The sequence below is a fragment of the Parasphingorhabdus sp. genome, assembly GCF_036963805.1.
Lineage (GTDB): Bacteria > Pseudomonadota > Alphaproteobacteria > Sphingomonadales > Sphingomonadaceae > Parasphingorhabdus.
In genome coordinates this window covers 354,591-377,583 of the sequence record NZ_JBALUN010000003.1, presented here as the reverse complement: position 1 = coordinate 377,583, position 22,993 = coordinate 354,591, and the positions used below count along the sequence as shown (strand labels likewise).

The window sequence follows — 22,993 nt, the reverse complement described above, 5'->3', positions numbered from 1 at the left end:
CGCACCGTGGATAAACAGTGTTCGCAAATAGATGTTACCCCGCCTGCTTATGCCCAGAAGCTTAGGCTTGCCGCCGGTGGTTCGTTGTTTTGGAACGAGGCCAAGCCATGCGCTAAGATCACGGGCACGCGTAAAAGAACTGGCATTGCCAATCGCTGCAACCAGTGCTGTTGCTGTCAACGGTCCGATACCCGGAACAGAAGTCAGGCGCTGAGTATCCGGATCTGACCGGACACATTGAGCAAACTCACGGTCCAGAATGGCAATACGGCCATCGAGTTCTCTCCATTCATCTCGCATATCCGCTATTAGTTCGAATATTCTTTGACTGATGCCGGTAGCCGGTTCGCCCAGCATCGCATCAATCGCCAGCTCAAGCTTGCGCCTGCCTTGCGGAAATCTGAGCCCCCGCTCTAACAGAATGGCTCGCATCTGATTTATTAGCATCGTGCGTGTACCCACAAGCCGTGAACGCGAACGGTGCAGCGTCTGCATGTCGAGCTGTTCGGCGCTCTTAAGTTCAACAAAGCGCATTGTCGGGCGCGAAGCAGCTTCAGCAATAGCTTCGGCATCGCGTTCATCGTTCTTCTGAGCTTTAACATATGGCCGCACGTATTCCGGCGACATCAGTCGGATCTCGTGTCCTTGCCGGGCAATTAAACGGCCCAGATGATGAGCACCGCAACAGGCCTCCATTGCAACGATGCATGTTGAGAGTCGCTCTGTAAATTTTGGAATCGTATCGGGCCGCATGCGCTTGCGGAATATTAACTGTCCGCTGATATCGAAACCGGCGAGGCTGCAAATGTTCTTGCCTAGATCCACGCCCAAAACAGCAATGTTAGTGTTGTTCATGACAATCTCCTCATTTTGTACCTCAGCCCATAATGACAGCTTCGTTTGAGGCGGGCCATTCCATAAGCATGATCGGGGATGGGGAAGGCGAAGAATGAGATATCCTGCATCAGAAAAGCTCGAGATCATCAGGCTGGTCGAGAAAAGCCATCTGCCTGCCAAGCAGACGCTCGACAGGCTGGGCATCGCCCGGCCTACCTTCTACCGCTGGTATGATCTGTACCAGCGGTTCGGCGAAGAGGCGCTAGAAGATCGGCGTCCCGGTCCGCGCCGGGCATGGAACCGGATCCCGGAGGAGGTGCAGGACAAGATCCTGGATATGGCGCTGGAACGCTGCGAGCTATCGCCCCGCGAGCTGGCGGTGACGTTTACCGATGAACAGCGCTACTTCGTGTCGGAGGCCAGCGTTTACCGCCTGCTCAAGGCCCACGACCTGATCACCAGCCCGAACTTCATCGTGATGAAGGCCGCCAGCGAGTTCAAGGATAAAACCACTGCACCCAACCAGCTGTGGCAGACGGACTTTACCTACCTCAAGATCATTGGCTGGGGCTGGTATTATCTGTCGACGATCCTCGATGACTACAGCCGCTACATCATTGCCTGGAAGCTGTGCACGACCATGCGCGCAGAAGATGTCACCGATACGCTGGAGCTGGCTCTTGAGGCATCAGGCTGCGGGCAGGCGCATGTGCTGCACAAACCGCGCCTGCTATCGGACAACGGGCCAAGCTACGTTGCGGGTGAACTTGCGGATTATCTGGCCGACAAGAAGATGCGCCACGTTCGCGGTGCACCGTTCCATCCGCAAACCCAGGGCAAGATCGAACGCTGGCACCAGACCCTCAAAAACCGCATCCTGCTCGAAAATTATTATCTGCCCGGCGATCTCGAAGCGCAGGTCGAGGCGTTCGTCGAGCACTATAATCACCAACGTTATCACGAGAGCCTGAAAAACGTCACACCCGCCGATGCCTACTTCGGCAGGGCAGAATCTATCATCAAACAACGAGAAAGGATCAAACGAAAAACCATCGAACAAAGGCGATTGCAATACCGCAAGATCGCCGCCTAATATCAACCAACCAGATGGAACCAAATACTCGCCTATTTTAAACCGCCATATGTCTCAAATTATCTGACGACGGACAGTTTGCTCAGCACTATCCTCCAGAAAATGACTGGCTCGCAGGCGAAGTCATTTTCTGGAGGATAGTGCTTCTGCCATATTCACGCGGCAGCCACACGGCTTTTCATCATAGTTATCGCATTGTCTGGGCACCCAAATATCGCTTCAAGGTGCTGCATGGTGAGGTACGATTGCGAGTGCGCGAGATTATCCGGCAGGTTTGCAGCGAGCTGGGCGTGACCATCATCCATGGTGCTCTGTCGCGCGATCATGTCCATATGTTCGTCGAGATACCGCCCCATGTGTGGACGGCTCTCCGTTGGTGAGGGTTTGACTGGTGCGTTTGCATTGCTGGTTGGAGCGGCCATGTGTCCGACCTGTGTATGCGGCACATATTGCCGCTGGCCCTAATGCCATTCGCGCGAAGCGGGTCCCGATCAATTGCACGCACTCGAAGTGCTGGGGCGGTCTGAGTTTTCCCGTTTCGGCGGTTTTAACCGGCTTTTTGCATCAACTCCTGTCTCTCCTTTCCAACCTCTTTAGCGCGCCCTACTCAGCGCTGCTTATATCATGTCGCAACCGGATTGCGATAGTGTTCTCTGAACCGCCCCGGGATTGCCGGAGGCCATTTGGTTTAAGTTAAGCGGCCATGTCGGTTTCGTCCAGCATGGCGTAGTAGTTTTTCTCAGCTTCCACGGGCGGGATATTGCCGATGGGTTCCAGCAGCCGTTTATTGTTGAACCAGTTCACCCATTCCAGTGTGGCATATTCGACAGCTTCGAATGACCGCCATGGTCCGCGCCGGTGGATCACTTCCGCCTTGTAAAGACCATTAATCGTCTCGGCCAAAGCATTGTCATAGCTGTCGCCGACGCTGCCGACCGATGGTTCGATGCCTGCCTCGGCCAAGCGTTCAGTATAATTGATCGATACAAATTGGCTGCCACGGCCACTGTGATGGATTAGGCCGCCGCGATGCTTGGGCCGCCGATCATGTAAAGCCTGTTCCAATGCATCCAGAACAAAGCTGGCGTAAGCGGTTCTACTGACCCGCCAGCCAACGATATATCGGGCGTAAACGTCAATCACGAATGCGACATATACGAAGCCTTTCCAGGTCGCGACGTAGGTGAAGTCCGATACCCACAGCATATTGGGCGAAGGGGCATGGAACTGGCGGTTTACATGCTCGACCGGACACGGCGCTGCATGATCGCTGACCGTCGTTCGCACAGGCTTTCCGCGTATCACCCCTTGAAGGCCCATATTGCGCATCAACCGTTCGATGGTGCAGCGGGCAATGTCGAAGCCTTCGCGGTTCATCTGCCGCCAGACCTTGCGAATACCATATACCCCGAAGTTCTCGGCAAATACGCGCGCGATCTCCGGCTTCAACACCATATCACGCTTAGCGCGATCCGACAGCCGCGAGGGATCCCGGCGCTTGGCGAGATGACTGTGATAGGTCGACGGGGCAATTGGCAGAACTTTGCAAATTGGCTCGACCCCATAGTCTTCGCGGTTATCATCGATAAACGCGACCATTTGCGAAACGGGCGGTCGAGCGCTCAGGCATCGCTTGAAGCGGTGCCGCTTCTGCCTTCGCCCTGAGCAAAATATGCCGATGCCTTACGTAAAATCTCGTTGGCTTGACGAAGCTCCCGGTTCTCACGTTCCAAAGCTTTCAGCTTGTCGGCCATCTCCGTTGGAACACCGGCGCGATGGCCACTGTCGACCTCTGCACGCTTTACCCATTCATGCAACGTCGGTGGTGAACAGCCGATCTTCTGAGAAATGGACACTACCGCTGCCCAGCGCGATGGATAATCCTGTCTGTGATCCAGCACCATGCGGGTAGCACGGGTGCGAACCTCCGGTGAAAACTTGTTCGTGGTCTTGCTCATAATAGCTCCTTCTACTCAAGAGTTGGAGCCTCCGGCAATCCCGGGGCGGTTCAATCCGCTACTTCCATATCGATATTTCCGAACTGCGCCATGAAGGCGGCAAAGGCTTTCTGTTCGTCGCTGTGGATCGCACCTCAAAGCCGGGGTTCGCCCAAATCTACCGCAAGGCGACCAAGCTGGCTGCTGCTGCCGTTCTGCGGGTTCTGGTTAAGATAGTGCCCTACAAAATCCACACAATCCTCACCGGTAATGGCGTGCAATTTACCGACCGCTACCAAAGCGACGGTCGTGGCTGTTGGTCCAGGGGTGATAGGGTTTGGTGAGCCGGTGCTCGATACCATTTTGAAGAACCCTAACATGTCACGCGCCGGATTGCTTCGCTCGATCATCTCAGCGGTGGGCGGGCTGGAACGTCGTGACCACAGCTAACCCCGACAATGCGAAGAATTTCGGTAATGAGGTGCAGCCGGAACATGGGGCCCTTATTTGCGCGCCCGCGAATTCTACTATGTGGTGACCGGACTGTGGGACAGCTTTGCCGAGGATGCCGTCGTTTGGGACGCGGAGAGCGGAATCTATTTCGACCTTGACCGGATGCATGTGCTCGATCACAAAGGACCGCATTTTTCGGTTCGCGGTTCGCTTAACATTGCTCGCCCGGTCCAGGGATGGCCGGTCATTTTCCAGGCCGGGACCGCGGAAGCGGGGCGTCTGCTCGCCGCTGAAACGGCCGAGGTTGTCTTTGCAGCAGAATCGCATCTCGTTGGTGGCAAGCGCTTCTATGCCGATGTGACGGGACGGATGGCGCAGGTCGGGCGAGATCCAGATCATCTGAAAATTCTGCCCGCAGCATTCGTCGTCGTCGGCGAAACGGTCGAACAGGCCTAGGCCAAGCGCGCCCATCTCGACGGTCTGGTCCATTACCAAAGCGGCATTCAATCGCTCTGTGGCATGCTCGGGTTCGACGTGTCGGGTTTTGATCCCGATGGCCAGCTGGGCACCTCCAAAAACCTCTCGCATTTTAGTGCGTGATCTGATTCATTGTTTTGATGAGGAGGCGGTGATGAAGCATGCAGGTTTGTTTGGATTATCGGATCATTTGAAGCGGCTGTCGGCGAACGGCGATCCGCTGGAGGAACTGGGTCGGATTGTTGACTTTGAAGCGTTTCGTCCGATCCTGGACAATGCGCTTGGCTATTCGGATGACACGAAGGGCGGCCGTCCGCCCTATGATCCGGTGGCGATGTTCAAGATACTGATCCTGGCCGCGCAGAATAATGTAGCTGATGCCCGCATGGAATATCTGATCCGTGACCGGTTGAGTTGGCTGCGTTTCCTGGGCTTTGATCTTGGCGCTCCTACATCTGATGCCAATACGATCCGGATCTTTCGTGAACGGCTGACCGAGACGAAGGCCATTACACTGCTGTTTGAAGCGTTTGACAACAGGCTTCGCAGCAATGGCTATCTCGCCATGGGCGGGCAGATTGTAGACGCGGCCCTCGTTGCGGCTCCCAAGCAGCGCAACACTGGGGCCGAAAAGGACGCGATCAAGGCGGGAAAAACAGCCGACGAGGTCTGGCGTGACGAGTCCGCCAAGGCAGCACAAAGAGATACAGATGCACGCTGGACCGTGAAGTTTGCCAAGGCGCGCGTACCACTGCAGGCGGTAAGCCCCAGATCGACATTGCGATCCCCAGCTTTGGCTACAAGAACCACATTGCCATTGATCAGCGCTTTGGCTTTATCCGCAAATCGGTCGTCACGCACGGTGCGCGTCATGCCGGATCGCAGTTGCGTGAAGTGGTGACGAGGAACAACACGGCATCGGACGTCTGGGCGGATACGGCCTATCGCTCAAAGAAAATGAGGACTGGCTTGAAGCGCATGGCCGCGTGAGCCGCATCCACCGCAAGAAACCCAGAGGCAAAGCAATGCCGGACCGCACACGCAAAGCGAACAGTGTCAAATCGAAGGTCCGGGCATTCGTCGAACATGTCTTCGCGCAGCAAAAGACGCATATGGGGCTTTATATCCGCACCATCGGAATCAAGCGTGCTGAAACCAAGATCATGCTCGTTAATCTCGCCTATAACATGCAGCGCCTGATCTTCCACGAGCGACGGGCGGCCACAGGATAGGTGCGTCCAAAATCCAGGATCGGAAGCCAAAACAGGCGAATATGGATCAAATATTAGCCGGACAGGCGTGCCGGGCATCATGCCGACGTGAAACATGGCTCCAAAACGTCAAATCATTAGGTTGATGGAGGTGCCCAGCTTGTGCCAGGATCGGGGATGACCGGGAACTCACGCGTCAAGTACTTCATTACAAAAGGCACCAAGACACCGAATGCGATGGTCCAGCGCCAAAAAACCAATGAGACCGGCGAATTCATCCTCGCCGCATGCGCAACAACAGGATTGAGCGCGCCAAAAAACGAAGCCGCAAACATCAGCGTGGGCGGACTATCCCAGCATCGAGCGGTTACACGGCGCGACCGGTGATCCGAGAAACCGCCCCAAATTTTCCTTGCTCTCTCGCCAATCCGATCGTCCATTGTAAAAAACTGTTGCACATAGTGCATCGCGTTCTCTAAGGAGATTTACTTGGTGAGGTAAGCATCGCGATTCGCAGTGCGAACTCTATGGTGGCAAGTCCGGGACGTCATGTGCGCTCGCTTGTTTGTTGAAGAGATCATTTGAACAAGCTGAAGCCCGAAACAAACGCTCAGCAAATTAGGGGGGAGAAATGTCGTGAAGATAGGATTTGATCGCATACGCTTGGTATTGTTTGCAGGGGTTTGCTCGGTAGCACTTTGCTCGCCTTCGGTCTCCTTGGCGCAGGAAGCGGCACAGGATACGGCGGAAGGTCAAGCAACTGAGCCTCAGCCGAACTCGACGCAACAGCAAAAATCTGGCTCGGCGTTCGAGGAAATCGTAGTTACCGCCACCAGACGCGAGGCGCGTCTTCAGGACGTCCCGGTCGCAGTTACCGCGATTACCGGTGATAATCTGGCGGCGGCAGACGTTTCGACCGTCCGCACCCTGACACAAGTCGTTCCCGGTTTCGTCGGTAGCCGCAACATGGGCGTTTTCCAGCCGGTCATTCGCGGCGTTGGATCGACTGGCATCTCGATCGGCGACGAGCCGAACATTGCGATATATGTGGACGGTGTCTATCAGCCGGAATCGGCAGCGAATTGGGTGGACTTGGTGGAAGTCGAGCGGGTCGAGGTCTTGCGTGGCCCGCAGGGCACCACCTTCGGACGCAATGCCACCGGCGGTCTCATCAACGTCATAACGCCTGACCCGAGCTTCAATTTTCGTGGCAAGGCGTCACTGCGTGTCGGCCGGATGCGCAACGACGCTGGCGACTATGATGCCCGCTTTTACGTTACGGGGCCGATCAGCGAAAGTGCGGCCTTCGACATCGCGGGTCTCTTCCGCAAGAATGATGGCTACATCAAGGACCTCGTTCGCGGGGGGGCCTTGGGCGATCAGCGCGTGATCGATATCCGCAGCAAACTCCTGCTGAACCCGGCAGACAGTATCAAGGTCGTTCTGACGGGCGAATTCTTCGACCAGGAAAGCACAACCAATTCCCCCCAGCCGATTGACGGTAATACACTTGGACGAGAATTCCCCGGGGTCATTCTGCCCAGTGACGCGTGGGAAGCGTCGCTAACCCGCATTCCAGTACTTGACCTGCGTCGATGGACTGCTGCTCTTCACGTCTCGATCGATCTGGGAAGCGTAAATCTTGAGTCAACCAGCGGGTTCCTCAACCTTCGCTGGTACCAGGAGACCGACTCCGATGCCTCGAACACCGACATAGGAAATTTCCCGGCAACCTTCGCCACTGAATCGGGCAGCTCCGAACTCAAGTTGAGCTCAACCGACCCCGGTCCGTTTCAATGGCTCCTCGGCGGATATTTCTACCAATTCGGCGGCCACTCGGACCTTAGCCCACTTTCGACGACCACTCCGCCCAGTCCCTTGGTAGGCCCGCGCCTCCAGCCCGAACTGGCGGGTCGCTCTTTCGCCGGTTTCGGCGAGGGAACTTATGAGTTGGCGAGCGGCTTCTTCGTAACGCTCGGTGGACGCTACACGACCGAGAAGCGCAGCTTTACGCAAGTAGTGAATGGGACAACGGTTGTAAACGACGTCAGCAGAACATTCAACAAGTTCAACTACAAAGTCGGCGCTCGCTACGAGGTTGCTCCACGTACAAATGTTTATGCCAATCACAGCACGGCGTTCAAGAGCGGCGTATACAATATGGCTGCGATATTGAGTACTCCGGTTCTTCCTGAAGAAATCACTGCTTATGAAGTTGGCTTGAAATCCGATCCCTTGCCATGGCTGCGCATGAACCTGGCGGGATACTATTACGAGTATAAAAACCTGCAACTCCAAGCTCGTGCTGCGAACAGCCCCGCGTATATCCTCCAGAATGCCGCCAACGCCGAGATTTACGGCGGAGAGCTGGAAACCTTCATTTCTCCGTTCGACGGCCTCAAGCTTCGTGCTGCCGTCGCCTACATGCATGCCCGGTATCAGGATTTCACAGCGGCGCAAGGCTTCATTCCGCGACCGACTGGCGGCAACACCGTCATCACGGTCGATGCCTCGGACAAGGTGATGACTCGTGCGCCGGAGTGGTCGGGCAACCTCGGAGCGGATTATACGACTGCGTTGGGCGGAGGGACGTTCGGAGCAGGCGCGAATATTTCATGGAGTTCGCGTGTGTATTATGACTTCCTAAATAATTTCTCGCAGCCTTCCTACACGCTGACCAACGCCTCGATTTTCTGGACCCCCGACAGCGGGGCCTGGAAGGCGAGCGTATGGGTGACGAATCTGACCAACGAAAAGGTTCTGCAGACAATTCGGCCGGGGACTTTCAGTACAGATGGGTTCTACGAACAGCCGCGCAAGATCGGCGTTTCGTTCGAGGTTAGGTTCTGACACTGGCGGCCAAGTGGGAAGATTAACCGGCTGACGCGATTGAGCGACTTCGATCGTGGTAAGGTCTCGATAAAGTTGGACACTGGGCGGAATCGGAGGGGAGAGTGAGCGGGGCCGAACCGATCCACTCTTCGACTTTGGTGCATTGGTACAGCCAGCGCGTGGTCGTACGCGCAGTTGAAAACTAATGGCCTGTCAATTTCTTAGGTTCTGGGCACGCGCTTTTTGCGCAAGGCGGCCACGGTGAAATAGGCCAATCCGACCCAGATTCACCCGAACGCAAACAAGTGAAGAAGGCCGCAGAGCGGGTCCAAAGGAGCATTCTTGCGGATCAGGTCGGCGGTGCTGAACGATACTGCCAGAACCATCCCGATCCACAAGCTGCTGCCGCCTTTCCCAAAGGCGAGCGCCACCACGCCAAGCGCAGCAAGGCCGACGGAAAGTGTCTGAAGCCGCGTCAATCCTCCTTGAATCACAACCTCAAATCTGTGCCATAGGCGCTGACGGCGCGCACCCGGCTTGCCGCGCTACGATCTTCAGTGATTCCGGTTTGATGGAGACTGCTCGAGACCGGCCGCGCCAATGATCAGGTGCCGTTTACTCGCAAGGCGATAGCATGGGGGATGGTGGCGTCATCGATCGTTGGCGGCAGACTAAAAGGTTCGTGATCGACGATCTTGCGCAGAAGGTTGCGGAGAATCTTTCCAGATCGGGTCTTCGGTAACTGCTCGACCACATACACGGTCTTCAATGTCGCGACTGCGCCCAGTTCGGCGCGCACGGCCTTGATGACAAGTTCGGCAATCGCGAGTTCATCCGCTGTGCCTGCTCGCGCCGTTACGAATGCAACAGGAACCATGCCCTTGACCAAATCCTTCGCACCGACCAACGCGCATTCGGAAACATCGGCAAGGCGTGCCACAATCTCTTCCATCTGTCCGGTTGAAAGGCGGTGACCTGCGACATTGATGATGTCATCGGTCCGGCCCATGATATGAAGAAAACCGGCGCTGTCGCGATAGCCGGAATCGCCCGTTTCGTAATAGCCCGGGAAACTGGCGAAGTTTTTCCGATAGGCAGCCTCGTTGTTCCACAGCGTCCGGAAGGCACCAGGCGGCAGGGGCGTCCGAATAACGACGTTGCCGCTTTCGCCTTCGTCTACCGCGCGCCCATCGTCGTCGAGGATAGCAAATTCGTAGCCTGGCACCGCTAGCCCCGCGCTGCCCGGCTTGCGCCGCAAATCGCCCATCGCGAAACATGAGGCGATGGCAGGCCAGCCCAGTTCGGTCTGCCACCAGTGATCGATCACCGGCAGCCCGCTTTCCCGTTCAAGCCAGTCAATGGTTGCAGGATCGGCGCGTTCACCGGCAAGGAAGATAGCGCGGCAATCGCCCGTGCCGATCTCCTTCAGGAACTTTGCTTCGGGATCTTCCTTGCGGATTGCCCGGATCGCAGTGGGTGCGGTGAAAAAGGTCTTGACCTTGTTGCGTGTAATCGTCCGCCAGAAGGTGCCCGCATCGGGCGTGCCAACCGGTTTTCCCTCGAATAGAACGGAGGTTCCGCCGACCAGCAAGGGCCCATAGACGATATAACTGTGGCCCACGACCCAGCCAACGTCCGATGCAGCCCAGAAGGCGTCGCCCGAGCTTATGCCATAGATATTCGTCAGGGACCACGAAAGCGCGACAGCATGACCCCCATTGTCGCGCACGACGCCCTTGGGAATTCCGGTAGTTCCCGAGGTGTAGAGGATATAGAGCGGTTCCCACGAAGCGAGCGGCACACAGGCTGGCATTGCGTCGCTTGTGGTGCGGTCGCGCAGTTCCTGCCAGTCACTATCCCGCTCATGACCAAGGTCCGCCGCCAGGCGCTCGCGCTGCAGAAGGACGACATGTTCAACGCCGTGCAACGAAAGTTCGACCGCCTCATCGACCAATGGTTTGTAGGCAATGACCCTCGCCCCCTCGATCCCGCACGAAGCGGTAAGGATAACTTTGGGTTTCGCATCATCAATCCGCTTGGCTAGCTCCGGTGCGGCGAATCCGCCGAAAACCACCGAATGGATCGCACCCAGACGCGCGCAAGCCAGCATGGCGAAGGCCGTCTCGGGCACCATCGGCATGAAGATGACGACCCGGTCGCCCTTCGACACGCCCAGGCTGGCAAGCATCGCCGCCACCCGTCCCGTTTCCTCCAGCAGCTGTGAATAGGTGAAGCTGCGATAAGAGCCTGTCGCGGGGCTGTCGTAGTTCAGTGCAACTGCGTCGCCGCGGCCGGCCAGGACATGCCTGTCCACGCAGTTGTGGCAGGTGTTGAGAATCCCGTCAGAAAACCAGCCCTTGTCTTCGTCATAGGCCAGCCGGGGCTCGGAAAACCAGTCGATCGCCTGCGCGGCGTTCGCCCAGAAGCCTTCAGGGTCTTCGGCAGCGTGACGAAACGCATCGGCATAGGACTGATTGTGTTGTTTTTTGGTCATGGCTTTAAGCGTCCTGGGTTGCGGATTCGGAGGGTCGCGGGGCTATCGACGTGAAATGGCGATCGCGGCGATGATCATGATCGCGCCCACAAAATGATATGAAGATAGATATTCACCAAGGAGCGGTATGGCGAGTCCGACCCCGAACACCGTCGGCAAGTTCATATAGACCCCTGCGCGAACCGATCCGATCAGCACTACCGAACGGTTGAACAGGCCATAGGCGGCAAGCGAGGGAAATATCCCGACATACAGAACGGCAGCCACCACTTCGGCCGGCGGCAACGACAGGCCCTTGCTGGCCAGCATGGTGAAGTAGGGTATTGCCAGCGATGCTGCGCCGATCGCGAAAAGGACGGCGAGCAAGGTAAGGTGATGTACGGTCGGCGCCTTGCGCAGGAAGGTGGCGTAGGCCGAATAAAGGAATACAGCTGTCACGGCGAGCAAATCCCCGCGGTTGAGTGCGCTCCATTGCAGGGCGAACGGATGCCCTTTAGTCACGATCCATATGACCCCTACAAATGACAATCCAGCGCTGAGCGCAAGAAGTGGCCGCAACCGCTCCCCAAACACAACCGCTGGTATCACCATCGTCATTATCGGCATGATGGCTTGCAGCATCAGACTGTTGGTTGCAGTAGTGTACTGAAGCGCCGAATAGACGAGATAGCTGAACAGCCCCACACCAAAAAGACCGAGCAGCACGAGCCCCGGCCAGGACTCGCGCAGGGCCTGGCTGTCGGCCTTGATATATCGCCAGGCGAAAGGCAGCAAGAACAGGAAAGCAACCACCCATCTCCAGAATGCAAGCGACAGGGGAGAGATCAGGTCGCGCGCTGCCCGGCCGACAATCGGGTTCAACGCCCAGAAGAAGGACGCCAGGCAGAGCAGCAAGGTGGGCGAGTTCCAGATCGCTGGCCCCGCACCGCGCCAGCCGGCGAGATGCCTAACAAACGCGTTCAAAATCCTGCGCCTTGTTGGACAAAAGCTGCTTGCAGAACAGTTCTTTTTTGCATATGGTGCATCACGTTGCCTATAATGACTGGGCCTAATTGGTGCAAGCCAAATGAGCTTTACGGAGAGAATTATGACCGGAGACCCCCGCCTTGTCGACACAATCGAATCGAGTCAGTCGCGCGAGATTTTCTGGGATAAGGACGTGTACGATCTTGAGCTGGAGCGGATTTTTGGGCGCGCGTGGCTATTTCTGGGCCACGAGTCGCTCCTCCCCAAGCCCGGCGATTTTATCACCACCTATATGGCCGAAGACAAGGTCATCCTGTCGCATCAGCCCGATGGATCATTCCGGGCGTTCATCAATTCGTGCACCCACCGCGGCAACCAGATTTGCCATGCCGACAGCGGCAATGCCAAGGCGTTCGTCTGCAACTACCACGGCTGGGTATACGGGCAGGACGGTAGTCTCGTCGATGTCCCACTCGAATCGCGGTGCTACCACGACCAGCTCGACAAATCGCGGCTAGCCGCTAAACCCGTCCGGGTGGAGACCTACAAGGGTTTCATTTTCGGCTGCGGTGATGCGGACGCGCCAAGCTTGGAGGAATATCTGGGCGAATTCCGCTGGTACCTTGACACGATTTGGGAGGGTGCCGGAGGCGGGCTGGAATTGCTGGGACCTCCAATGAAAAGCATTTTGGCTTGCAATTGGAAAGTGCCGACTGAGAACTTCGTCGGCGATGGCTACCATGTTGGCTGGACCCATGCCGGCGCATTGGCCGGGATCGGCGGCGAACTGGCCGGTCTGGCGGGCAATCGCGCGGACATCCCGTTCGAAGATCTCGGCCTCCAGTTCACGACCCGCCACGGGCACGGTTTCGGAGTGATTGATAATGCCGCCCCTGCGATCCACGTCAAGCGAGAGGGTTGGGCAAAGTACCTTGCCGAAACGCGAGCTGAAGTGGGCCGGAAGTTTGGGCCTGAACGTGAGCGACTTTATGTCGGCCACTGGAACTGCTCGATCTTCCCGAGCTGCTCCTTCCTTTACGGTACCAATACGTTCAAGGTCTGGCATCCACGCGGCCCGCACGAGATTGAGGTATGGACCTACACGATGGTGCCACGCGACGCTGACCCAGAAACCAAGAGCACTATCCAGCGTGAAGCCACTCGAAGTTTCGGGACGGCCGGGACGCTGGAAAGTGATGATGGCGAGAACATGTCGTCGGCTACCCATGTCAACCGCGGAAACATAACCCGCGACGGTCGAATGGACTCCAGCATGGGTGCTGGCTTCGAAGGGCCGCATCCGGTTTATCCGGGGATCGTTGGATCCAGTTTCATCGGAGAAACATCCCATCGCGGTTTCTATCGTTTCTGGAAGGAAATGCTGGATGCACCCGATTGGACGGCGGTGAAGGCAAACGACAACACCTGGGATTCGGTTTTCACCAATCGCGAATATTGGACCGATAAGCTCGACGCGGTCGAGTAGTAGAGACACTTCTACACGAAACGTACCGAAAACCGGAGAATTTATGTCAGTTAAGCAGATTTCAGTAGGACCGGATGTGCAGTTCGCTATCGAGACGCATTACCGCGCCGAAGTCCGATTGTGGCAAACAGGACAATACCGCGAGTGGCTCAAGGATATGGTCGCGGAGGACATCCATTACTGGATGCCAATCTACGAACAGCGCTTTCTCCGGGACCGCCGCTCCGACCCCACTCCTGACGACGCCGCTATCTATAATGACGATTACGGCGAACTCGATCAGCGGGTCGAGCGGCTCTATACTGGTACCGTGTGGATGGAGGATCCTCCCTCCAAAATAAGGTATTTTATCGGCAACGTTGAAGCTTTCGATGCGGGCAAGGACGAATTCGACGTTTATTCAAACCTGCTCGTTTATCGGAACCGCCGCCAGCTTGAGACGACCGTGCACACGCTGGGTCGCGAGGACAGTTTGCGCCGGGTTGGCGATGGTTTCAAGGTGTTCCGGCGCAAGCTCCTGCTCGATGCCAGGGTAACGCAAGATAAGAACCTGTATTTTTTCTGTTAAGCGAGCGCCCGAGAGCGCAATAAAGGGAGATTCAATATGCAAGCCTATGCCGCGATCATTGAAAGCCAGGGCGGGAAATTTGTCCTTGATAACGTAGATATCGAAGAGCCCCGTGACAATGAAGTACTCGTAAAGATAGCTGCGGCCGGGATGTGCCACACCGATCTTACCGTCCGCGACCAATATTATCCGACGCCACTTCCCGTCGTGCTAGGCCATGAAGGTTCGGGCGTTATCGAAAAGGTCGGGCGCGGCGTCACCACAGTCAAGCCTGGCGACAAGGTGGTGTTGTCATTCAGCTATTGCGGAACCTGCCCATCGTGCCGGAAGGGCCACCAAGCCTATTGCCCAAGCCTCTTCCCACTCAATTTTATGGGTCGCAGACTCGACGGATCGACTCCAATTAGGCGCAACGGAGAAGAGATGAATGCATGCTTCTTCGGACAGTCCTCATTCGCGACCTACTCGATCGCAACCGAAAACAACTGCGTCAAGGTCGCCGACGACGCGCCGATAGAACTTCTCGGTCCGCTGGGCTGTGGAATTCAAACCGGCGCGGGCACCGTCCTCAATGCATTGCAGCCTGCCCCGGGCTCGTCGATCGCGATCTTCGGCGTCGGCTCGGTTGGTCTCAGCGCGGTGATGGCTGCAAAGGTTTCCGGTTGCCTCAAGATTATCGCAGTCGATCGCAATCCCACGCGTTTACAACTGGCCCGTGAGCTTGGTGCAACCGATATTATCGATGCCACAAACACAAATGCCCAGGAAACGATTATTGCCTTAACGGGCGGCGGCGCGGACTATGCTATAGATACCACCGCCATTCCTCAAGTTCTGCGCAGCGCGGTAGACAGTACACATACCATGGGCGAAACAGCTGTAGTCGGCGGGGCTTCGTTAGGTACCGAATTCTCGCTTGACATGAACAATATGCTTTTCGGCCGCAAATTACGCGGAGTTGTCGAAGGTTCGAGCACGCCGCAAGTCTTCATCCCGCAACTGATTGCGATGCGCGAGGCCGGCCTGTTTCCGTTCGAACGGCTCTGCACGTACTACGATTTCGACCAGATCAATCAGGCCGTCGAGGATACGGAAGTTTCCGGTAACGCAATCAAGGCCATTCTCAAGATGTAATGCCGAAAAGGGTACTCCCTGATCGGCTTATCCCCAGTTAGAACGTTACGCCAGGCGACCCGAGAGAAAAGCCGATCATTAGGCAGGCACTAGAAAGGGCGAAGGGCAGGAAATACACCTGTCGTTCGCCCTGAGTGCCTTCTGCTGAAACCCGCAGGTGTGCTAGATATTCTGAAGGCAAACGGAGCAGATCGTCCCGTTTGCTTCCTATTTCACGGCTGACGCGACGGAGACCGCCATATTGAGTAGGAAGCGCAACAGGATGGGCGAAAAACCCAAAGCAACAAAGACATGATTGCGAAAGATGGGACGCCCCAAGGGCGGCCGCCAAGTAGACCGGACGGAGCCCAGGCCATAACTGGACTTCCGGCACCTCGTCGTCTCTGGGCAGCACTTTCGATTTGGTGCGCTATATTTCTAACCATAATGGACGTATCGATCGCGAGCGTTGCGCTCCCATTTATCTCCAAGGGCCTGGAAGTAACTGCGGCAAAATCGGTGTGGGCCATAAATGCCTTTCAGATTGCCATAGTGATGGCACTTTTGCCGATGGCCAAGGCCAGTGAAATCCTCGGCTACAAAAAGGTCTATCTGGCAGGAATCGTACTTTTCATGCTTGCAGCCTCTGGAAGTATCTTAGCCACCAACCTTCCAGTTCTCGCAATATCGCGCTTCGTCCAGGGAATTGGCGCGGCTGCGGTAATGGTGGTCAGCGGGGCATTGGTTCGGACAATCTATCCCCCCGAATTCATCCCGCGTGGAATTGGCTACAATACCATAGCCGTTTCGATTGCCTCGGCCGCAGGACCGGCAGTTGGCGCACTTGTTTTGTCAATGGCAAGTTGGCATGCTGTTTTTGCCGTGGGCCTTCCGTTCGGGCTGCTTTCACTTGCGCTCGGGATTTGGGCAATTCCCTCGACGGCGTCGGCTAGACAACCTTTCGAACACTCTTCGGCGCTACTGTCCGCCGTGGGTTTTGCCGCGATCTTCCTGGCTCTTAACGACTTTGCCCAGAATACCATCTCAGGCTGGACGTTGTTTGAAGTCTGTGTCGCGGTTCCAGCCATTTTTCTCCTCGGAAAACGCACCTCCACCAGCCAAGATTCGATGGTGCCTCTAGATTTGCTGAAGCTCCGTTCGTTGCGTAAAGCCTATGCAATGTCGGCAGCAGCCTACGCCGCGATGATACTGATCACATTGTCATTTCCCTTTATTCTCCAGCAGCGGTTTCAATTCGAGCCAGACGCGATCGGCCTGCTGATGGTCCCCTTGCCGCTTGGTATCATGATCGCCGCCTTCGTCTCCGGCCGACTGGTTAATCGCTATCCATCAGTCTGGCTGTGCGGTGCGGGGCTAATTCTACTCGCAGGCGGAGCAATCTTGCTTTCGTTAATGCAGCCGGGCGTCTCAACTTTCCTGATAGCTTTGGCTGCGGCAATTTGCGGTATCGGTTTTGGAATTTTCCAGGTTCCCAACAACTATAGCATGCTGGCAACCGCGCCCCACTCGCGTTCGGGAGCTGGATCGGCAATGCTATCGTTGTCACGGTTGATCGGTCAGACGCTCGGTGCCTTGGTGGCCGCACTATTATTCCGCAAGTTCGGCGCGCAGAGTGATGCGCCAATCATGGCAGCGGCCATGATTGCGATGATGGTGGCAAGCGCAACCCTGTTGCAAAGAGGTCGGAATCGATCCGTTACGGGCGATATATAATTAAACATTTCTGAGCAGTCTGCGAGCGGTGGATCACTCCCCACTAAGCAAACGGCCGGATGGTGATCTTGCGTACGCCGAGCTTTTGACCGACGGGAAGAAAATTCTTCGCCGTCAAAAAGCCTGCCCTTCATTTCTCCAAAATTGCCTGCGCCGCCAGACGGGCAATCGGCACGCGGAATGGCGAAGCACTGACATAGTCGAGCCCAACCTACTCACAGAACGCGATCGAAGCCGGATCACCGCCGTGCTCTCCGCAGATGCCCAGCTTGATATCGGCAAGTGTCACACGCCCGCGTTGAACAGCAAGCCTCGTTCCAAAACAACGAACCACCCGGCGGCAAGCCTAAGCTTCTGGGCATAAGCAGGCGGGGTAACATCTATTTGCGAACACTGTTTATCCACGGTGCGCGAGCTGCTTTACCGTGGCTGGCGAAGAGCGAGACCCAATTGGGCTTTTGGTTGCCCGGGCTGCTTGCCCGGTCTCACCGCAACACTGTAGTTGTAGCGCTAGCCAACAACGCGTAGGCAACCTTGCGTCACCAAGAAACATATCGGAATGTGCCCGCCAAATCTGCGGCAAAAATAAAAAGGAGTTACAATCTATCGAGAGATACGCTTTTGCGAGTGGAAAGTGAGATGGCCGAACGGTTGATCGGCGGACCGGACACCTGGTCAAAAAAATGGCTTCTCGAAGCCGACAAGCTTATGAGGACCGGGCCGCGCGAATATCCATCTTGGCGACGATCAGATGATCGATATGCCGCATACGTTTACGCAGACCGTGCGATTGCTATCAAAAAATCTACTCTTGCAAAGAGGCGGGCCATACGTTTTTTGAGTAGGCGCATTTCGAGCATCTGTTCGGCAACCACTTCTTTCAGATCACGGGCTTCCTTACGAAGATCACGGACCTCATCGCTATTGGCAGCTCGCGCCGTATCGCCAGCGAGCCTGCGCTTGCCCTTCGGTTCTCGCCATGCCCCCGGCATGGCTGCGCTGCCTCAGTCCATGAAGTCCTTCGACCATTTGTAGTATACGCCCTGCGCGATACCCTCACGGCGGCATAGCTCGGCAATGCTATCTTCACCGCGCAGGCCCTCCAGCACGATCCGGATTTTCTTTTCCGCGCTATACTATTTGCGCGTTGCTCTGCGGATATCTTTCACCACCCGCTCCGCGGGGGCTTTTGAGTGTTTTGTTTTCATTTCCGTTCCTTACAGTCACCGCAATGAAACCAAAACACTCACTTATTTTATGCAGCCAGTCTGTCTATTGAATGCTGACGGGGGACACTGGTAGCCATAGATATGTCCAAGCATCGCCAAGAGTGCGGCGCGACAAACTGGATGAGACTCAGCGTCAATCTGGACTTGTACCGGTTTCGTGCCGGTCACTTGAGAGTATAACACTCATACAAGGAGACCGACGAGATGAAGAAGCATACAGAAGATTTCAAGCAAGAGGCGGTTCGCATTGCCCTGACCAGTGGGCTATCACGGCGGCGTGTTGCTGCTGATTTAGGTGGTGGATTATCGACGCTGGGCAAGTGGGTTTCTCAACATCGCCCGACGGATATGGAGTCAGCCACGCAAGCAGATTTGGCCCGCGAGAATGAACGGCTTCGCTTGGAAAACCGCGTTCTCAAGGAGGAGAGGGAGATTCTAAAAAAGGCTACCCAGTTCTTCGCGAGCCAGCGCCCGTGAGGTTCGCGTTTGTGCACAGCTGGCGTCATATATGCCCTGTGGAGACGCTGTGCCGGGTGATGCAGCTATCGACGCGCGGTTACCGGTCCTGGCGATCGCGACCGATGAGCCGTCGGGCCCGCGGTGATATGAAAGTGCTAGCACACATCCGCGAACAATATGGCCTCAGCCTTGGCAGCTATGGACGTCCTCGCATGACGATGCAGCCTAAGGAAGCGGGGCTCAATGTTGGCGAGCGGCGCGTAGGTCGGCTGATGCGGATAAACGGGATCAAGCCAATTCGCACCCGCAAGCACAAGGTCACCACCAATAGTAATCACCGGCTTGGCATTGCGCCGAACCTGCTGGATGGCAACTTTGCAGCTGACGCGCCTAACCGCAAATGGGCGCGTGATATCAGCTACGTCTGGACCGCAGAGGGATGGCTCTATCTTGCCGTGATTCTCGACCTGCACTCATGCCGCGTTGTCGGTTGGGCGGTTAGCGACAGGATGAAGAAAGACTTGGCGATCCGGGCATTAGATATGGCGGTAAACCTGCTCCAACCCGCTGAAGACTATATCTTCCACTCAGATCGTGGCAGCCCGTACTGCGCTTATGATTATTAGAAGAGGTTGCAGGCTTATGGCCTGCGACCATCGATGAGCAGCAAAGGCAACTGCTACGACTGTGATTATGTTATTGCGGCTTGATGGTCTGACCCATGCTACGATTGACCACGTGTCATTGCGTTGACGTGTCGGCCATCAAGTCGCCCTGGCAACGGGCGAGATGTGACTTTATAGGAGCCTGAGGGTTTGCCCCTTCACAGTCCTGTCCTCTCTGAACGGTGCCCGGGCAGCGTTCAGAGAGGACAGGACATGACCGATCTCGCCGCGCGCTACGAGGCTCTGTGTGCCCATTACAAGATGACGCCAACGCGGAACGACAAGGGGTGGCGCATGAGAACGGCTCGATCGAAAGCGCGCACGGACATCTCAAGGGTGCGATCCACGATGCACTGCTGATGCGCGGCAGTTCGGACTTGGAAGACCTCGGAGCCTACCGCGCGTTTGTCGACGAGATCGTCAGCCGACGGAACGCAACTCATGGCAAGGGGATCGATGTCGAGCGTCCACATCTTCAGGATCTACCCGAACGCCGCAGCACGGACTTCGAGGAGGTGATTGTCACCGTCACGAGCACCGGCGGCTTCATCCTGGGCAAGGTCTTCTACACCGTGCCCTCGCGCCTGCTCGGTCATCGGCTGCGCGTGCGCCTATTCGACGACCGGCTGGATATGTTTATTGGCGGCACTCACCTGATGACGCTGCCCAGGGGGCGGGCGAAGGCGAATGGCAAACACGACCAGGTGGTGAACTATCACCATGTCATCCATTCGCTCCGTAAAAAGCCCATGGCCCTTTTGCATCTCGTCTATCGCGACAAGCTCTTCCCGCGGGCAGAGTATCGGCGGGCATTTGAAGCGCTTGCCGCCCGATTGCCTGAACTGCAGGCATGCAAGGCCACGGTCGAGCTGCTCAGCCTTGCCCATGACCGCAATTGCGAGGCTGCGCTGGCACTGGAACTGGCCAGGATCCTCGAGGCCGGTGATCTGCCTGATCTCGCTATCCTACGCAGCAGGTTCGCGCCGGACCCGACCAGCTTGCCGACTGTCACGGTGCGGTCCGTCTCCTTGGACAGCTATGAAGCCCTCGTCGGATCGGCAGAAAAAGCGGGAGAACGTGCATGAAGACCTCCCACACCGTTGACGCGGCCCGCCTCGGCATCATGCTGAACGACCTGCGGCTGCCCACCATCAAGACCCTCTGGCCACAGTTCGCCGAGCAAGCCGACAAGGAAGGCTGGCCGGCCGCGCGTTTCCTGGCCGCCATCGCAGAGCAAGAACTTGCTGAACGCGCTCACCGCAGGGTCGCCCGTAATCTCGCAGAAGCGCACTTGCCCTCCGCCAAGACCATGGACAGCTTCGACTTCAACGCTGTTCCGATGATCTCGAAGGCGCAGGTAATGGCTATGGCCGCAGGCGATAGCTGGCTGGCCCAGGGCGCAAATGTCCTCATGTTTGGCCCACCCGGCGGCGGAAAGAGCCACCTTGCCGCCGCCATTGGCTTGGCGCTGATCGAGAACGGCTCGCGGGTCATGTTCACCAGAACCACAGATCTGGTCCAAAAACTGCAGGTTGCCCGTCGCGAATTGCAACTCGAGGCCGCCATCGCCAAGCTCGACAAATTCGATCTGCTGATCCTCGATGACCTTGCCTATGTCACCAAGGATCAGGCCGAGACCAGTGTTCTATTCGAACTCATCTCGGCGCGATACGAAAGGCGCTCCATCCTCATCACCGCCAATCAGCCGATCGGCGAATGGAATAGGGTCTTTCCAGACCCGGTCATAACCCTCGCGGCAGTCGACAGGCTTGTTCATCATGCGACCATCTTCGAGATGAATGTTGAGAGCTACAGGCGCCGATCCGCACTCGAGGCCAAACGCAAGCGAGGGAGGCCTGCCACCTACGCGACAATCAGCAGACGAAGAAATTCTTGCCCGCGACAAAAACAATGCTAACGTCACTGATGCCGCGACATAGTATCCTATCCTGATTGTCGCCAGCGTTTCACCCAGATTGTCGCGCTATACACATAGGACCACGGATCAGAAGGTTAGAGCATGAACAAGCTATCTCATAACAGGATCATTGGTATAGATGTGTCTCGCGACTGGCTGGACATTCACTGTCTGCCTGGTGATCAGCGGCTTCGGTTGCGACTGTCCTACGGCTGAAATTTTCAGCAGTGAATTTCTTTAAGAATGTTACTTTTATGTAATTAACACAGCTGCATCAATATGTTTTCAATGTTTTAACAAAACGCTTGTTCGCGGCGAAATATTCCTTTGGGTCAGCATTGCGGATCCGTTTGATTGGTGTTTCGACTGTTCCAATACTTTCGATTTCAACCCGAACGACCTCCCCTCTACTGTTTAGGTCACCTCTAGAAAGCGGGTCGCATTGAGCATCAGGATGCAGAGCGGTACCCATCGAAATTATGTCCCCTGCTTCGAGAGTTGAATGCATACTTATCCAATGGATTACTTCTGATACGGAATAGTGCAGATTTTTAGTATTATCATCGGCAATAAGATCTTCGTCGATCCAGGCCTTTACGTAAAGATTGTGAGGATCGTCAATTTCATCTTTGCTGACGATGTACGGTCCCATCGGTGCAAATCCATCTCCATTTTTATAGCGACCCGGATAAAGGAGATGTTCTTCAACTGGCGCATATGCTAAGTCGGCTTTCGGCATTGGATAACGAACGAGATATACGTCCTCCATTCGCATGGTAGCCGAAGTCACATCATTTATTACAGTGTAGCCAAAGACATGGTTCATGGCGTTCTCAATGGCAATATATCGACCGCGCTTACCGATTATTACACCGAGTTCAGGTTCGGCATGCGTGAGTCCGTATTGTGTGTGCAATTCCAAAATCGCGCCGCTACCGGCGAGCGCCGAATTGATTTTCGGAAAGTAAACCGGGAAATCCGGTCGATGAACTAGTATTTCATCTAGTACGACGTTGTTGAGGGCAATGAATAGCATTTTCGATGGATCTGGTATCGGAGGTGCCCATTTTGCTTGCGCAGCAGAAATTGTACGCAATTTTTTTTTCGACAACGCTTTTTTAACGTTCTCAATCGCGGCGTCACCTCCTTCAATTAACTCGCGAATTGAGGCCCACGGTCCTAAATCTGACAGACGGACCAGCTGATTTTGCTGAATTCCCACTGTACCAACTGTGTCGCCGTCTTCAATAATCGTTGCAAATTTCATGACTCGTTATTTCCTGAAAAGTTGAAATGGGTTGACGTTTTATCCGTTACTCGCTCGTCAATTTGTTGATCTTAGATTACCGAAATTGTGTCAAACTTGACGTGCCCCCCAACATTCATCCAGTTTGTATTAGAGTCCTACGATATTGTTGCGCAAATGCGTGTATGAAGCAAGGGGCTGCGTAGTGTAGTCCATGGCAATCGGGCGAATAACTAGGTGACAAACCCGTGAATTGTTGAATCTATGCATATCCT

14 protein-coding genes, 10 pseudogenes and 1 other annotated feature are annotated in these 22,993 nt (G+C 55.8%); of the genes and pseudogenes, 16 read left to right on the top strand and 8 right to left on the bottom strand.

What is annotated here, in order from left to right:
- On the bottom strand, window positions 1–855 hold an 855-nt coding region (locus V7676_RS11765), incomplete at its 3' end, for an IS110 family transposase (protein ID WP_335659872.1).
- A 64-nt stretch (window positions 856–919) separates the two neighbouring features.
- Between V7676_RS11765 and V7676_RS11760 the strand changes: the two are divergent.
- Both V7676_RS11760 and tnpA read left to right on the top strand, forming a co-directional pair.
- Window positions 920–1,930 (top strand): annotated as a pseudogene (locus tag V7676_RS11760) (IS3 family transposase); the annotation flags it as partial.
- Between the two features lie 146 nt (window positions 1,931–2,076).
- Window positions 2,077–2,289 (top strand): annotated as a pseudogene (gene tnpA, locus V7676_RS11755) (IS200/IS605 family transposase); the annotation flags it as partial.
- A 334-nt stretch (window positions 2,290–2,623) separates the two neighbouring features.
- Here the strand turns inward: tnpA and V7676_RS11750 are convergent.
- Window positions 2,624–3,888: pseudogene (locus tag V7676_RS11750) on the bottom strand (IS3 family transposase).
- Window positions 3,455–3,607 (bottom strand) — a sequence feature (AL1L pseudoknot). (Overlaps the previous pseudogene by 153 nt.)
- 53 nt (window positions 3,889–3,941) lie before the next feature.
- Here V7676_RS11750 and V7676_RS11745 point away from each other — a divergent pair.
- From V7676_RS11745 to V7676_RS11725, 6 genes and pseudogenes are all read left to right on the top strand, one after another.
- Window positions 3,942–4,160: pseudogene (locus V7676_RS11745) on the top strand (IS481 family transposase); the annotation flags it as partial.
- Window positions 4,161–4,374: 214 nt separating this feature from the next.
- Window positions 4,375–4,776 (top strand): LLM class flavin-dependent oxidoreductase, encoded by a 402-nt coding sequence (locus V7676_RS11740; protein ID WP_240616902.1) that lies wholly within the window; start codon window positions 4,375–4,377, stop codon window positions 4,774–4,776.
- A gap of 175 nt (window positions 4,777–4,951) precedes the next feature.
- Window positions 4,952–5,698: a transposase gene (locus V7676_RS11735; protein ID WP_240616903.1), complete on the top strand. Its 747-nt coding sequence runs from the start codon at window positions 4,952–4,954 to the stop codon at window positions 5,696–5,698.
- Window positions 5,581–6,029: pseudogene (locus V7676_RS18850) on the top strand (transposase). The gene V7676_RS11735 and the pseudogene V7676_RS18850 overlap by 118 nt, the downstream one beginning before the upstream one ends.
- A gap of 156 nt (window positions 6,030–6,185) precedes the next feature.
- Window positions 6,186–6,395 (top strand): hypothetical protein, encoded by a 210-nt coding sequence (locus V7676_RS11730; protein WP_123906269.1) that lies wholly within the window; start codon window positions 6,186–6,188, stop codon window positions 6,393–6,395.
- Between the two features lie 249 nt (window positions 6,396–6,644).
- Window positions 6,645–8,858 carry a TonB-dependent receptor gene (locus V7676_RS11725; RefSeq protein WP_240616904.1) on the top strand — a complete coding sequence of 738 codons (2,214 nt, stop codon included), beginning with the start codon at window positions 6,645–6,647 and terminating at the stop codon, window positions 8,856–8,858.
- 269 nt (window positions 8,859–9,127) lie between these two features.
- On the opposite strand, the gene V7676_RS11720 is transcribed toward V7676_RS11725, so the two are convergent.
- The 3 genes from V7676_RS11720 to V7676_RS11710 form a co-directional block, all read right to left on the bottom strand.
- Window positions 9,128–9,319: a hypothetical protein gene (locus V7676_RS11720; RefSeq protein ID WP_100093418.1), complete on the bottom strand. Its 192-nt coding sequence runs from the start codon at window positions 9,317–9,319 to the stop codon at window positions 9,128–9,130.
- A gap of 125 nt (window positions 9,320–9,444) precedes the next feature.
- Window positions 9,445–11,334 carry an AMP-binding protein gene (locus V7676_RS11715; RefSeq protein ID WP_100093419.1) on the bottom strand — a complete coding sequence of 630 codons (1,890 nt, stop codon included), beginning with the start codon at window positions 11,332–11,334 and terminating at the stop codon, window positions 9,445–9,447.
- 42 nt (window positions 11,335–11,376) lie between these two features.
- Complete coding sequence (locus tag V7676_RS11710) at window positions 11,377–12,297, bottom strand: DMT family transporter (RefSeq protein ID WP_100093420.1); 921 nt, start codon at window positions 12,295–12,297, stop codon at window positions 11,377–11,379.
- A 124-nt stretch (window positions 12,298–12,421) separates the two neighbouring features.
- On the opposite strand from V7676_RS11710, the gene V7676_RS11705 reads away from it, so the two are divergent.
- The 4 genes from V7676_RS11705 (at window position 12,422) to V7676_RS11690 (ending at window position 17,201) form a co-directional block, all read left to right on the top strand.
- Window positions 12,422–13,786 carry an aromatic ring-hydroxylating oxygenase subunit alpha gene (locus V7676_RS11705; RefSeq protein WP_100093421.1) on the top strand — a complete coding sequence of 455 codons (1,365 nt, stop codon included), beginning with the start codon at window positions 12,422–12,424 and terminating at the stop codon, window positions 13,784–13,786.
- A gap of 43 nt (window positions 13,787–13,829) precedes the next feature.
- Window positions 13,830–14,354, top strand: coding sequence for an aromatic-ring-hydroxylating dioxygenase subunit beta (locus V7676_RS11700; RefSeq protein ID WP_100093422.1), 525 nt, complete (start codon window positions 13,830–13,832; stop codon window positions 14,352–14,354).
- A gap of 36 nt (window positions 14,355–14,390) precedes the next feature.
- Entirely contained in the window at window positions 14,391–15,488 is a 1,098-nt protein-coding gene (locus V7676_RS11695) for an NAD(P)-dependent alcohol dehydrogenase (RefSeq protein WP_100093423.1), read from the top strand.
- A gap of 291 nt (window positions 15,489–15,779) precedes the next feature.
- Window positions 15,780–17,201: an MFS transporter gene (locus V7676_RS11690; RefSeq protein WP_100093424.1), complete on the top strand. Its 1,422-nt coding sequence runs from the start codon at window positions 15,780–15,782 to the stop codon at window positions 17,199–17,201.
- Between the two features lie 130 nt (window positions 17,202–17,331).
- On the opposite strand, the pseudogene V7676_RS11685 reads toward V7676_RS11690, so the two are convergent.
- Window positions 17,332–17,511, bottom strand: a pseudogene (locus V7676_RS11685) (putative PEP-binding protein); the annotation flags it as partial.
- A 1-nt stretch (window position 17,512) separates the two neighbouring features.
- Here V7676_RS11685 and V7676_RS11680 point away from each other — a divergent pair.
- Window positions 17,513–17,729 (top strand): annotated as a pseudogene (locus V7676_RS11680) (transposase); the annotation flags it as partial.
- Between the two features lie 293 nt (window positions 17,730–18,022).
- On the opposite strand, the pseudogene V7676_RS11675 reads toward V7676_RS11680, so the two are convergent.
- Window positions 18,023–18,409 (bottom strand): annotated as a pseudogene (locus V7676_RS11675) (transposase); the annotation flags it as partial.
- Between the two features lie 225 nt (window positions 18,410–18,634).
- On the opposite strand from V7676_RS11675, the pseudogene V7676_RS11670 reads away from it, so the two are divergent.
- From V7676_RS11670 to istB, 3 genes and pseudogenes are all read left to right on the top strand, one after another.
- A pseudogene (locus V7676_RS11670) lies at window positions 18,635–19,575 on the top strand (IS3 family transposase); the annotation flags it as partial.
- Between the two features lie 198 nt (window positions 19,576–19,773).
- Window positions 19,774–20,639, top strand: a pseudogene (locus V7676_RS11665) (IS21 family transposase); the annotation flags it as partial.
- Entirely contained in the window at window positions 20,636–21,472 is an 837-nt protein-coding gene (gene istB / locus V7676_RS11660) for an IS21-like element helper ATPase IstB (RefSeq protein ID WP_100093425.1), read from the top strand. The pseudogene V7676_RS11665 and the gene istB, both read left to right, overlap by 4 nt.
- Window positions 21,473–21,746: 274 nt before the next feature.
- Here the strand turns inward: istB and V7676_RS11655 are convergent, their stop codons facing one another.
- On the bottom strand, window positions 21,747–22,739 hold the full coding sequence (locus V7676_RS11655) for a fumarylacetoacetate hydrolase family protein (protein ID WP_100093426.1): 993 nt from the start codon (window positions 22,737–22,739) through the stop codon (window positions 21,747–21,749).
- Between the last annotated feature and the right edge of the window lie 254 nt (window positions 22,740–22,993).

Bases quoted from the DNA above. Each gene is read 5' to 3' on its own strand.
- V7676_RS11735 (WP_240616903.1), top strand. From the start codon at position 4,952: ATGAAGCATGCAGGTTTGTTTGGATTATCGGATCATTTGAAGCGGCTG.
- V7676_RS11730 (WP_123906269.1), top strand. From the start codon at position 6,186: ATGACCGGGAACTCACGCGTCAAGTACTTCATTACAAAAGGCACCAAG.
- V7676_RS11715 (WP_100093419.1), bottom strand. From the start codon at position 11,334: ATGACCAAAAAACAACACAATCAGTCCTATGCCGATGCGTTTCGTCAC.
- V7676_RS11705 (WP_100093421.1), top strand. From the start codon at position 12,422: ATGACCGGAGACCCCCGCCTTGTCGACACAATCGAATCGAGTCAGTCG.
- V7676_RS11700 (WP_100093422.1), top strand. From the start codon at position 13,830: ATGTCAGTTAAGCAGATTTCAGTAGGACCGGATGTGCAGTTCGCTATC.
- V7676_RS11695 (WP_100093423.1), top strand. From the start codon at position 14,391: ATGCAAGCCTATGCCGCGATCATTGAAAGCCAGGGCGGGAAATTTGTC.
- V7676_RS11690 (WP_100093424.1), top strand. From the start codon at position 15,780: ATGATTGCGAAAGATGGGACGCCCCAAGGGCGGCCGCCAAGTAGACCG.
- istB (WP_100093425.1), top strand. From the start codon at position 20,636: ATGAAGACCTCCCACACCGTTGACGCGGCCCGCCTCGGCATCATGCTG.
- V7676_RS11655 (WP_100093426.1), bottom strand. From the start codon at position 22,739: ATGAAATTTGCAACGATTATTGAAGACGGCGACACAGTTGGTACAGTG.